The organism is Stenotrophomonas sp. G4 (assembly GCF_003428825.1).
Taxonomy (GTDB): Bacteria; Pseudomonadota; Gammaproteobacteria; order Xanthomonadales; family Xanthomonadaceae; genus Stenotrophomonas; species Stenotrophomonas indicatrix.
Genome location: NZ_CP031741.1, coordinates 126,791 through 139,322 on the forward strand (window position 1 = coordinate 126,791; position 12,532 = coordinate 139,322).

The window sequence follows — 12,532 nt, forward strand, 5'->3', positions numbered from 1 at the left end:
ATCAACCCGGGAAGGGAACGGCCTGCAGCAGCGCGGCGACCACATCGTCGGCCCGCTTCTGCTCGGCTTCGGCGGCAAAGGACAGCAGCAGGCGATGGCGCATCACCGGTGCCGCCAGCGCCTGCACATCCTCGCGCGTGGCGGCAAAGCGTCCCTGCAGCAGTGCGCGCGCCTTGGCGGCCAGCACCAGCGACTGCCCGGCACGCGGACCCGCGCCCCATTTCACCCACTGGTTGATCGCCGCCGGTGCGCCATCGCCGGGGCGGCTGGCGCGGACCAGGCGGGTGATCCAGGCCAGCACGTCGGGACTGACATGCACCTGGCGCACCGCCGCCTGCAGCGCGATCACCGCTTCGGCATCCATCACCTTCGGCACGCTTTCCGTGGCACCGCCGGTGGTCTGTTCGAGGATCTGCCGCTCTTCTTCCTCGCTGGGGTAATCGACCAGCACATGCAGCAGGAAGCGGTCCAGCTGTGCTTCGGGCAAGGGGTAGGTACCGGCCTGTTCGATCGGATTCTGCGTGGCCAGCACGAAGAACGGCGCCGGCAACGTGTAGGTCGTGCCGGCGTAGCTGACCGTACGCTCCTGCATCGCTTCCAGCAGCGCCGCCTGGGTCTTGGGCGGGGTGCGGTTGAGCTCGTCGGCCAGCAGCAGGTTGGTGAAGATCGGGCCCTGCTGGAAGCGGAAATGGCGATGACCGGTGCCGTGGTCTTCTTCCAGCAGTTCGGTGCCCAGGATGTCGCTGGGCATCAGGTCCGGGGTGAACTGCACGCGCCGGAACTGCAGTTCCAGTGCCTGCCCCAGCGAGCGCACCAGCAGGGTCTTGCCCAGCCCCGGCGCGCCTTCCAGCAGGCAGTGGCCACCGGCCAGCAGGCCGATCAGCAGCTGCTCGACCACGGTGTGCTGGCCGACCACGGCGTGGGCCAGGGCGCTGCGCAGCGCATGCAGGCGCGGCAGCAGGGAATCGAGGTCGGGGGAGGTCATGGGCGTGGTCCGTTCAGTTGTTCAATGCGTACATCACGATGTTGACGCCGAAGCGGGTGTTGTCTTCGGCCAGGAAACGCTTGTTGCGCCAGTCGTAGTCCCACTCGCAGCCGTAATCCTTGTTGCTGTAGAGCAGACCCAGCCGGCCATCGACCTCGATGCCTTTCAGGTAGTCGTGCACCAGGTCATCGCCCCAGCCGTTGAGCTCGAAGCTGGTCGCGGGCGGGCCGTCGGGGAAGCGGAAGAAGCTGCGGTACAGCGCGTGGCTGTTGGGCAGTTTCTGCAGCGCCTTCGGCCCGAACAGCCGGCCCATCTGCGCTTCGAACGAGGTGGCGAACAGGCCGTCGATATCGTGGTTGCAGTCGTCGACGAAGACGAAGCCACCATTGCGCACGTAGCGCACGAAGTTCTGCCGTTCGGCGGCGTTGAACTCGACCAGGGTGTGCCCGGCCAGGTAGCAGAACGGCGCCTCCAGCATGCGCGGGTCGGCCAACGCCACCACGCGTTCCTGCGGGTCCACCCGCAGGGAGGTGTAGTCGATCAGCGAGGTGATCAGGTTGGACGGCATGCGCGCGTCCACGTCCCAGTCGCCGGAATCGTACTGCAGGCGGGTGAACCAGAAGTCGTAGCGCGAACTGCGCGGGCCTGCCTGCGCCCATGCCGGCAGCGCCGCCGCCGAAGCGGCAGCAGCCAACCAGCGCAGGCAGGCCCGCCGATCCATCAGACCGCGTCGGACAACGAGGTAAAGGTGAAATCGCGCAGCTTCATCGGCGGAATCATCATCACGAAGCTGGACTCGTCACCGGCCACGCGCACCGGCTTGCCCAGCTCTTCGATGTTGTTGAGCATGATCACCGGCGATTCGTTGAAGCGGAAGTTCTTCACCGGGTACTTGATCTGCCCGTTCTCGATGTAGAAGGTGCCATCGCGGGTCAGGCCGGTCAGCAGCACGGTCTGCGGATCGACCATGCGGATGTACCAGGTACGGGTGACCAGGATGCCCTTCTGGGTGCCGCGCACCAGCTCGGCGGTGCTCTTCTCGCCACCGCTCATCAGCAGGTTGCCGGGCGTGGCCTTGGCGGTCTTGCCCTGCTTCTGTGCCCAGAAGCGCGAGTAGTCGAGGTTGGCGACCTTGCCGTTCTCGATGATGGCGATGCGCTCGCGCGGCATGCCCTCGTTGTCCCACGGCAGCACCGGTGCGTCCGGGTGCCACGGGTCGGCGTGCATGTTCACGCGCGGATCGTATACCTGCTCGCCCAGCTTGTTGCCACCGCCCTTCTTGGACAGGAAGCTGCGGCCCTCATCGGCCGAGCGTGCGCTGAAGAAGTTCATCATGAAGCTGATCAGGCCGGCGGCTGCTGCTGGCTCCAGGATCACCGTGTACTTGCCGGGTTCCAGTGCCTTGGCTTCCTGCGACTCGGTCGCCTTGCGCATGGCGATGCGGATGTCCTGGTCGGCCTTGAAGTCGGCAGCGTCCTTCAGGTTGCGACCCACCCAGCCCGAACCACGGCCGTCTTCGGTGCGCACGGTGCAGGTGTAGTCGAAGTTGGTGGTGCGCTGGTAGCCGAAGTTGCCGTTGCTGTTGGCGGTGGCGTAGAAACCCTGGCCGTCTTCGAGGAAGCCTGCAGCGATCAGCCCGTTGCCACGGCACGGCGCGATCGAATCGGCGGCGACCTTGGCGCGGAAGGCCGGATCGATGGCGGCGGTGGATTCGCTGAAGGTCGGGCTGGGGCGGTAGGTCTGCTTGCCGATGGCCGGCATGAACTCCGGGTTTTCCGGGGCCAGGCGGGCCAGGTCTTCGGCGCGACGCACCACGCGCTGCAGCGCCGCGTCGTCGAACTCGTTGATCGAGGCGGTCCCCACGCGCTTGCCGAAGGCCACGGTGACGGCCAGTTCGGTGTTGTCGACGATGCCGCTGGTGGACACGTTGTTCAGGGCGAAACGGATGTTGCCGTTGATGGAACCGGCCAGTACGGCCGTGCACTCATCGGCCTTGGACAGGGCGATGACCTTGTCGAGGATGGCCTTGGCCTGGGCTTCGGTGAAGATACTCATGGTGTAAGGGCTCCTGACCGGTCAGCCGAGGCTGCGTGCGGTGTTGATGACGTTGATGCCGTTGAAGCGCGCGGTGGACGAACCGTGCGAGACCGCCGAGACCTGGCCGGGCTGGCCCTTGCCGTCGAAGAACGAACCGCCCAGGCGGTAGTCGCGTTCATCGGCCACGGCGCTGCAGGCATTCCAGAATTCCGGCGTGCGGATCTGGTAGGCCACGTCTTCGAGCATGCGGGTGATCTTTCCGTTCTTGATCTCGTAGAACAGCTGGCCGCCGAACTGCGCGTTGTAGCGCTGCTGGTCGATCGAGAACGAACCATCCCCGATGATGTAGATGCCGTTCTCCACGTCCTTGATCATGTCCGACACGCTCAGCGGTGACTTGCCCGGCGCCATCGACACGTTGGCCATGCGCTGGAACTGCACGCTGGACCACGAGTCGGCATAGCAGCAGCCATCGGATTCGGTCTTGCCGAGGATGTGGGCCTGGTCGCGGATGGTCTGGTAGTCGACCAGCTTGCCGTTGCTGATCAGGTCCCAGCGCTTGCACTTCACACCCTCGTCGTCATACGCGACCGCGCCGAGGCTGCCCGGCTGGGTCTTGTCGGCGAAGATGTTCACGTGTTCGCTGCCGTACTGGAAATGCTGCTCGCGCTTGTCCAGGGTGGCGAAGCTGGTACCGGCATAGTTGGCTTCGTAGCCGAGCACGCGGTCCAGTTCCAGCGGATGGCCGATCGACTCGTGGATGGTCAGCCAGGTGTGCGACGGATCGAGGATCAGGTCGTACTTGCCGGGCTTCACCGACGGCGCCTTCAGCTTCTCCTGCGCCTGCTTGGCCGCTGCGATGGCATCTTCCTTCATGTCGTAGGACGAGCCGTAGTTGACCACGCCATTGGGCGTGAGCACCTTGCCGGCAGCCGCGCCATCGAGGTACTCGTAGCCCAGGCCCATCGGTGCGGACAGGCCTTCGCGGGTGCGGAACTTGCCGCTGGCCTTGTCGATGGCGGTGATCGTCATCGGTGCCCAGATGCGGTGCACGTCCTGGTCGATGTAGGAACCGTCGGTGGAGGCGAAGTACTTCTGCTCGTTCACCAGGAACAGCATCGAGTTGACGAAGCTGGCACCGGCGCCCATCGCCGCAGCGTTGACGTCCAGCAGCAGGTCGACCTTCTCCTTGATCGGCACCTCCATCGCGTTCTTGCGGATCGGCGTTTTCCAGCTGACCTCGCCCACGCCCGGCGCCTTGGCCAGCTGCACCGGCGCGGTCTGCACGCCCGCGTTGGCCTTGGCGATCGCCGCGGCCTGCTGCGCGGCACGGGCCACGTCGGCGGTGCTGAGCGCATTGGTGGCGGCAAAGCCCCAGGCGCCGTTGACGATCACGCGGATGCCCACACCGGTGGACTCGGTGTTGACCACGTTCTGCACCTTGTCCTCGCGGGTGATCACGAACTGCCGCAGGTAGCGGCCGATGCGCACGTCGCAGTAGGTGGCGCCGGCGCTGCGCGCGGCCTGCAGGGCGGCGTCGGCCAGGCGCTTCTTCAGCGCAGGGTCGAGGCTGGACTGCAGTTGCTCGGCGGCGATCGCCTTGCCGAAGAACGACGGCACGATCAGGCCGCCAGCGGTAAGCCCGGTCAGGGCCAGGAAGTCACGTCTGTGCAAGGCTGCTCTCCATGAAGGACGGGTGGCTCAAGCGCCGAGACTGCGCGCGGTGTTGATGATGTTGATGCCGTTGAAACGGGTGGTGGACGAACCGTGCGAGACCGCCGACACCTGGCCGGGCTGGCCCTTGCCGTCGAAGAACGAGCCGCCGAGGCGGAAGTCGCGTTCATCGCAGATGGCGGTGCAGGCGTTCCAGAACTCCGGCGTGCGGATCTGGTAGGCCGCATCCTCGACCATGCCGGTGATCTTTCCGTTCCGGATCTGGTAGTACAGCTGGCCGCCGAACTGCGCGTTGTAGCGCTGCTGGTCGATGGAATAGGAGCCACGGCCGTGGATGTAGATGCCGTTCTCCACGTCCTTGATCATGTCCTCCACGCTGAGCGGCGTCCTGCCCGGCGCCAGCGAGACGTTGGCCATGCGCTGGAACTGCACGCTGGACCACGAGTCGGCATAGCTGCAGCCATGCGAGGCGTCGCGGCCGAGGATGTGCGCCTCATCGCGCGTCGCCTGGTAGTCGACCAGGATGCCGTCGCGCACCAGGTCCCAGCGCTGGGTCTTCACCCCTTCGTCGTCGTAGCCGACCGCGCCGAGGCTGCCCGGCTGGGTCTTGTCGGCGAAGAAGGTGACGATGTCGCTGCCCCAGCGGAAACCGGCATCGCGCTTGTCCAGCGTGGCGAAGCTGGTGCCGGCGTAGTTGGCCTCGTAGCCGAGCACGCGGTCCAGTTCCAGCGGGTGGCCGACGTTCTCGTGGATGGTGAGGAACAGGTTGGACGGGTCCAGCACCAGGTCGTACTTGCCGGGCTTCACCGAGGGCGCCTTCAGCTTCTCGCGCGCCTGGCGGGCGGCGGCGATGGCGTCCTCGACCGGGTCATAGGAATCACGGTACGCAGTGATGCCACCGGGCAGCTGCACCTTGCCGCGTGCATCGCCATCGAGGAACTCGTAGCCCATGCCCATCGGCGAGGACAGGCCGGCACGGGTGCGGAACTTGCCGCTGGCCTTGTCGATGGCGGTGGCGGTGAACGGCAGCCAGATACGGTGGATGTCCTGGTCGATGAACGAGCCGTCGCTGGAAGCGAAGTACTTCTGCTCATTGACCAGGAACAGGGTGGAATTGATGTAGTCGGCACCCGCATCCAGTGCGGCCGCATTGAGCGCCAGCAGCAGCTCGACCTTGTCCTGGATCGGCACTTCCATCGCATTGCGGCGGATGGGTGTCTGCCAACGCACCTCGCCGACCGCCGGGGTGGGCGCCAGCTGCACCGGGCGGGACTGGATGCTGGCATTGGCGCGGGCGATGGCGGTGGCCTGTTCGACGGCGGTGCGCACCGCCGCTTCGGTCTGCTGGTGGGTGGCGGCGAAACCCCAGGCACCGTTGACGATCACCCGCACGCCCACACCGGACGATTCGCGGTTGGTCACGTTGCCGACCTGGTGCTCGCGGGTGATCACCGACTGGTTGAGGTAGCGCCCGATGCGCACGTCGCAGTAGCTGGCCTTGGCCGAACGCGCGGCAGCGAGGGCGACCTCGGCCAGGCGCCGGCGCTTGGCCGGGTCGACCGGGGCCAGCAACTGCTCGGCGGCGATCAGCCGCGAATGCGGCAGGGCCAGGCCCGCCAGGCCCAGAGCGGAAAATGCCAGGAACTCACGTCGTTGCACAGCGTCTCTCTCTCACTTCCGTGCGGCCGGCAAAGGACCGATCCGATCACGTCAACTCCTCGACTTTCGCCAGCGGCGGGCATTCGGGCAAGTGACTGCAGTCATGGTCGGGGAGGGTTTCGGCAGGGCTTGCAGCCCTGCACCTGCGGTAGTGCCGGCCGCTGGCCGGCAACCGCAACGTCAAAAGCGGGCTCTCCGTGGGATGGCGGGGCGGTGTGGGGTGGCAGGACACGCCGTAAACCCGTCCATGGGGGCTCGATGGCGCCATCCATGGCGCCAACGGTCCTGCCACCCCACACCGCCCCACCTCTGACAGATTTCCGCGGCTGTTGGTAGGTGTCGACCTTGGTCGACACATCTGTCAGATATCGAAATAAATCTCGGGTCAGATCCGTTTTCCGCAGGAAAACGGATCTGACCCCAAGAGCCGTTCCAGCAGATCGCGGAAAACTGTCGAAGGCGGGGTGGATCCGGTTGCGGGGCGTGAGCGCCATGGATGGCGCGACCGAGCCTCCATGGACGGATTCACGGCGTCCCCGCAACCGGATCCAACCCGCCAACCCACGGGATGCCGCCTTTTGACGTTGCTCTGGCTCCGGCTTCTGCAGGTGCAGGGCGCAGCCCTGCCGAGCAATACCCCCCTCGTGCACAATGAAGCCGACCCCGCCTGGACGCCGTCTCGATGTCGAGCAAGCCGTATTCAGAAGCCTGCGAACGCAACCGCGAACCGATCGCCGCTGCGCTCGACCCGTGGATGGGTGATCGCCACCGGGTGCTGGAGATCGGTAGCGGCACCGGCCAGCATGCTGCTTTCTTCGCCGAGCGCTGGCCATGGCTGCGCTGGCAGCCCAGCGACCATCCGGATCATCTGCCCGGCATCGAGGCCTGGCGCGCGGAGGCGGCACTGCTGAACCTGCTGCCGCCGGTGGCGCTGCAGGTGGAACTGCCGCCAGCGCCCGGCCTGAGCCTGCCGCAGGGCAGCCTGTTCGACGCCGCATTCAGTGCCAACACGCTGCACATCATGGGCTGGGAGTACGTGCAGGCGCTGTTCACCGCGCTGCCACCGGTGCTGCGTCATGGCGCGCTGCTGGCGGTGTATGGACCGTTCAATTACGGAGGTCGCTACACCAGCGACAGCAATGCGCAGTTCGATGCGTGGCTGAAGGCGCGCGATCCGCGCAGCGGCATCCGCGATAGCGAAGCGGTGCAGGCGCTGGCCGCCGACCACGGCTTTACCCGCCTGGGGGATGTGGCAATGCCGGCCAACAACCGCTTGCTGCTGTGGCGGCTGGGCTGAAGCACCGGTAGTGCCGGCCGCTGGCCGGCAACACATTGTCCGGGAAGGGCAGATGCCGGCCAGCGGCCGGCACTATCGATTACGCCACCTGCACGATATGCAGCGCCTTCGGATTCCGCCACTGCGCCAGCAGCACCGCTTCGCGGGCCTTGGCCTTCTCGAAGTGTGCTTCCTTGACGTGGCCGAAGCCGCGGATGTGCTCGGGAATGCTGGCGATCTCCACCGCCAGCGCCAGGCGGTCGTCATCCAGTCCGTCGATCAGCTGCTGCACGGTCGCCTCATAATCGGTGATCAGCTGGCGCTCCATGCGACGCTCTTCGGTGCGGCCGAACACATCCAGGCGACCACCGCGCAGGAACTTCAGCTTCGCCAGCAGGCCGAACGCCTTGAACATCCACGGGCCGTATTCCTTCTTCTGCAGCCGGCCCTGCTCGTCCTTCTTCGCGAACAGTGGCGGTGCCAGATGGAAGCGCAGCTGGTAATCGCCTTCGAACTGCTGCTGCAGGCGCCGCTGGAAGTCGCCGCTGGTGTACAGGCGCGCCACTTCGTACTCGTCCTTGTACGCCATCAGCTTGAACAGGTAGCGGGCCACGGTTTCGGTCAACGCGGTGGAGCCGCCGATGCGCTCGGCTTCGGCCGCGCGTACGCGCTCGACCAGCGTGCGGTAGCGGTTGGCGTAGGCGGCATCCTGGTAGTCGGTCAGGAAGGCCGAGCGGCGCTCGATCATCTCGTCCAGCGAGCGCGACAGGCGCGCATCGTCCAGCGGCAGGAAGGCGACATCGCCACCGTGCGTCGGCAGCCCGCGCAGCTCGCGCTCGTCACCGGTGTTGCGCGGTGCGGTGGTAGCGCCCCACTCGTTGCCTTCCCATTCGCCCGGCGGCAGCGCATGCAGCGGGCCCGGCGTGTTCTCGGTGTCGGTGTGGCGGTTGCGCACCAGGCCGGCGGCCTGCTGCACGGCCTGCGGATCGACTGCGGCCAGGCGGCCCCAGGCGAAGGCCTGCTGGTTCATCGCCACGGCCGCGCCGTTGAGTTCGATGGCGCGCATCAGCGACTCGAACGACAGCGGCACCAGGCCCTGCTGCCAGGCGTAGCCGAGGATGAACAGGTTGGCGGCGATCGCATCGCCGAGCAGCGCGGTGGCCAGCTGGGTTGCGTCCAGCAGCAGCGGCTCCTCGCCACCCAGGGCCACGCGCACGCCGGCGATGATGTCGGCGGCGGGGAACTGCATGTCCGGGCGGGTGGTGAAGGTGCCCGGCATCGCTTCGTAGGTATTGAGCACCACCTGCGAACGGCCGGCGCGTACCTTCGACAGCGCCCAGTAGTCGTTGACCACCACCATGTCGCAGCCCAGCACCAGATCGGCTTCACCGGCGGCGATGCGCACCGCATGGATGTCGTCCGGGCAGCGGGCGATGCGGATGTGCGTGGTCACCGCGCCACCCTTCTGCGCCAGGCCGGTCTGGTCGAGCACCGAGGCGCCCTTGCCTTCAAGGTGACCGGCCATGCCCAGCAGGGCGCCGATGGTCACCACGCCGGTACCGCCAACGCCGGTGATCAGGATGTTCCAGGGTTGCTCCAGGGTGCCGCGTACCACCGGTGCCGGCAGGTTGTCCAGCAGCGTGGAGGCATCGCGCTTGCTGCCCTTGCGCGGTTGCCCACCGTGCACGGTGACGAAGCTCGGGCAGAAGCCGTTGACGCAGGAATAGTCCTTGTTGCAGTTGGACTGGTCGATGTCGCGCTTGCGACCGAACTCGGTTTCCTTCGGCAGCACCGACACGCAGAAACTCTTCTTGCCGCAGTCGCCGCAGCCTTCGCAGACCAGCGAATTGATCATCACCCGCTTGGCCGGGTCTTCCAGCTTGCCGCGCTTGCGGCGGCGGCGCTTCTCGGTGGCGCAGGTCTGTTCGTAGATCAGGATCGAAACACCCTTCACTTCGCGCAGGCGCTTCTGCACCGCATCCAGCTCGCTGCGGTCGTGGAACTCCACGTCGCTGGGGAAATGCTCGCGCTGGCGCGTCCACTTGGCGATGTTGTCCGACAACACCATGATGGTGTGGATGCCCTCGGCCCGCATCTGCTTTGCGATGTCCGGCACGCTCAACGGGCCGTCCACCGGCTGCCCGCCGGTCATCGCCACCGCATCGTTGTAGAGGATCTTGTAGGTGATGTTGACGCCGGCGGCGATCGCCTGGCGGATCGCCAGCGAACCGCTATGGAAATAGGTGCCGTCGCCCAGGTTCTGGAACACGTGCTGGGTGTCGGTGAACGCGGCCTGCCCGGCCCACGTCACGCCTTCGCCACCCATGTGAGTGAAGGTGTCGGTGCTGCGGTCCATCCAGGTCACCATGTAATGGCAACCGATGCCGGCCAGCGCACGCGAGCCGTCCGGCACGGTGGTGGAGGTGTTGTGCGGGCAGCCGGAGCAGTAGTGCGGCACGCGCGGGAAGCTGGCACGCGGCAACGCAAGCTCGGCTTCCTTCTCCTGCATCCACTGCAGGCGCTGCTCGATGGAGTCGTTGTTGAAGAACTTCTGGATGCGGCGACCGATCACGCCGGCGATGGTGGCCGGGGTCAGTTCGCCGGTGGACGGCAGGATCCACTCGCCGGCCTCGTCGTACTTGCCGACAATGGACGGGCGCTGGCCCCAGCTGGCCGGCCAGTTGAAGAACTGCTCCTTCATCTGGCGCTCGATGAAGGCACGCTTCTCCTCCACCACGATGATGTCTTCCAGGCCCTGCGCAAAGCGCGCGATGCCTTCCGGTTCCAGCGGCCAGGTCATGCCGACCTTGTACACGCGGATGCCGATGTCGGCGCAGGCCTGCTCGTCCAGGCCCAGGTATTCCAGCGCCTGCAGCACGTCCAGGTAGCTCTTGCCGGTGGTGACGATGCCCAGCCGCGCACGCGGCGCGTCCATCACCACCTTGTCGATGCCGTTGGCACGGGCGAAGGCCTGCGCGGCTTTCACCGCATAGCGGTGCAGGCGCATCTCCTGGTCCAGCGGCGGATCGGGCCAGCGGATGTTGAGGCCGCCGGCGGGCATGTCGAAGTCCTCCGGCAGCACGATGCGCCGGGCCAGCGGATCAACCTCGACCGAGGCCGACGATTCCACCGTCTCGGCGATCGTCTTGAAGCCGACCCAACGCCCGGTGTAACGGCTCATCGCCCAGCCGAGCAGGCCCATGTCGAGGATGTCCTGCACGCCGGCCGGGTTCAGCACCGGCATCATCGCGCTGACGAATTCGTCCTCGCTGCCATGCGGCAGGGTCGAGCTGCGGCAGGCATGGTCATCGGCGGCCAGTGCCAGCACACCACCATGGCGCGACGTGCCGGCGGCATTGGCGTGCTTGAAGACGTCGCCGCAGCGGTCCACGCCCGGGCCCTTGCCGTACCACATGCCGAACACGCCCTGCACGTTGGCACCGGGGAACAGGTTGGTCTGCTGGGTACCCCACACCATGGTGGCGCCCAGGTCCTCGTTGAGGCCCGGGGTGAACTTCACCTTGGCCGTTTCCAGGTGCTTGCGCGCGCGCCACAGTTCCAGGTCGAAGCCGCCCAGCGGGCTGCCGCGATAGCCACTGATGAAACCGGCGCTGTCGATGCCCGCAGCTTCGTCGCGCAGGCGCTGCATCAGCGGCAGCCGCACCAGCGCCTGCACACCACTCAGGTAGATCCGCCCTGCGTTGCGGGTGTACTTGTGGTCGAGCGTGTAATCACGGTCGAGCAGGTCGGCGGAAGCGGGCGAGGTGAGTTGCGCGGTACTGGTCATGGCTGGCCTGTCAGGATCGGCTGGCACCGGCCGCGCAGGTGCACGCGGCGGGAAAGGCGCGAATTGTAACAGTGGGGGGCCAGGGCCCCCGGCACTCGCGCCGGGGCCGTGCTGGGGTTAGGATCGGGGAGAGAGAGGGAGGGTTGGTGTTTCAACCTTGGGGGAATTGGGATGTCAGTTGCAGGACAGTTCCTGGCCGGCGTGTTGCTGGTTTCGGGAGCGGCCACTGTGTGGGCCGCGCCGGCATTGCCGGCACCGCAGGAGTTCTATTTCGACAGCGACGCCGCTGCCGCGCCGATCACGGTGGTGCAGGGTGAAGGCGAAGACCTGGTGGCACAGCTGCTGAAGCATCGCGAGCGTGGCCGCAAGGGGCTGGAAGCCACGGCGCAGCTGGCGTCGGTGGCCATCGCGCAGGGGCGCGCGGAACTGGGCGACAAGCTCTATCGCGAGGCACTGGCCGAGGCGCCGGTGCAGAGCGCGCTGGGCCGCAGCGTACGCTGGAACTATGGCTGGGACCTGTTGCGGCAGGGCCAGGCGCTGGCCGCGCTGGAACAGTGGCAGGCCGCTGCCAGCACCCTGCGCAGCAATCCGGGCTGGGTACCGCCGAGCTATGCGTTGGCGCTGTGGCGCGCCGGCCAGCAGCAGGAGGCAGTGAAGTGGTATGCCGCCGCCGTACGGACCGAGCCGGGGCAATGGCGCGACAGCAGTCGTTACGCGCAGCTGTTGCCGGGCTGGCGCGATGACGAACGCGCGACATTGGCCGAAGTACAGCAGGCCTGGGTGGCCGCGCCTCCAGCCTGGCCCTGAGGGTGGGGGTTCGGCCGGGTTGCACCCGGCACCCGCAGAGGCAACGGCCGAAGCAACAGCAACAGCCGAAGCAACAACGGGCTTCCTGCGGGATGGCGGGGCACTGTGGGTTTGCGGGGCCGCCGTAAACCCATCCATGGGGCTTGGTCGCGGCATCCATGCCGCTCACACCCGCAAACCCACAGTGCCCCGCCTTCGACAGATTCCCGCTGCTGTTGGTAGGTGTCGACCTTGGTCGACACGTAGATCCACGCCATGCGTGGATGAATCTGCATCGGAGTCGAATTATCGATATCTGATCGAAATG

General features: G+C 66.6%; 8 protein-coding genes. 2 read left to right on the forward strand and 6 right to left on the reverse strand.

Annotation, left to right across the window (positions count from 1 at the left end; genetic code table 11):
- Position 1 precedes the first annotated feature (1 nt).
- From D0Y85_RS00515 to D0Y85_RS00535, 5 genes are read right to left on the reverse strand one after another with little or no spacing between them, the layout of a single operon-like run.
- Positions 2 to 985: a MoxR family ATPase gene (locus tag D0Y85_RS00515; RefSeq protein ID WP_025876016.1), complete on the reverse strand. Its 984-nt coding sequence runs from the start codon at positions 983 to 985 to the stop codon at positions 2 to 4.
- 13 nt (positions 986 to 998) lie between these two features.
- Entirely contained in the window at positions 999 to 1,706 is a 708-nt protein-coding gene (locus D0Y85_RS00520) for a DUF4159 domain-containing protein (RefSeq protein ID WP_025876014.1), read from the reverse strand.
- Positions 1,706 to 3,040: a TldD/PmbA family protein gene (locus tag D0Y85_RS00525; RefSeq protein ID WP_033832693.1), complete on the reverse strand. Its 1,335-nt coding sequence runs from the start codon at positions 3,038 to 3,040 to the stop codon at positions 1,706 to 1,708. The genes D0Y85_RS00520 and D0Y85_RS00525 overlap by 1 nt, the downstream gene beginning before the upstream one ends.
- Positions 3,041 to 3,061: 21 nt before the next feature.
- On the reverse strand, positions 3,062 to 4,696 hold the full coding sequence (locus tag D0Y85_RS00530; protein ID WP_025876010.1) for a TldD/PmbA family protein: 1,635 nt from the start codon (positions 4,694 to 4,696) through the stop codon (positions 3,062 to 3,064).
- Positions 4,697 to 4,723: 27 nt separating this feature from the next.
- A complete protein-coding gene (locus tag D0Y85_RS00535) occupies positions 4,724 to 6,355 on the reverse strand; it encodes a TldD/PmbA family protein (protein ID WP_162887583.1) in 1,632 nt (543 codons plus the stop codon).
- Positions 6,356 to 7,037: 682 nt separating this feature from the next.
- On the opposite strand from D0Y85_RS00535, the gene D0Y85_RS00540 reads away from it, so the two are divergent.
- Positions 7,038 to 7,652 (forward strand): DUF938 domain-containing protein, encoded by a 615-nt coding sequence (locus tag D0Y85_RS00540; RefSeq protein WP_117309178.1) that lies wholly within the window; start codon positions 7,038 to 7,040, stop codon positions 7,650 to 7,652.
- A 79-nt stretch (positions 7,653 to 7,731) separates the two neighbouring features.
- On the opposite strand, the gene D0Y85_RS00545 is transcribed toward D0Y85_RS00540, so the two are convergent.
- Positions 7,732 to 11,418 (reverse strand): indolepyruvate ferredoxin oxidoreductase family protein, encoded by a 3,687-nt coding sequence (locus tag D0Y85_RS00545; protein ID WP_117309179.1) that lies wholly within the window; start codon positions 11,416 to 11,418, stop codon positions 7,732 to 7,734.
- Positions 11,419 to 11,589: 171 nt separating this feature from the next.
- Here D0Y85_RS00545 and D0Y85_RS00550 point away from each other — a divergent pair, with 171 nt between their 5' ends.
- Positions 11,590 to 12,225: a tetratricopeptide repeat protein gene (locus D0Y85_RS00550; protein WP_117309180.1), complete on the forward strand. Its 636-nt coding sequence runs from the start codon at positions 11,590 to 11,592 to the stop codon at positions 12,223 to 12,225.
- Positions 12,226 to 12,532: the final 307 nt, after the last annotated feature.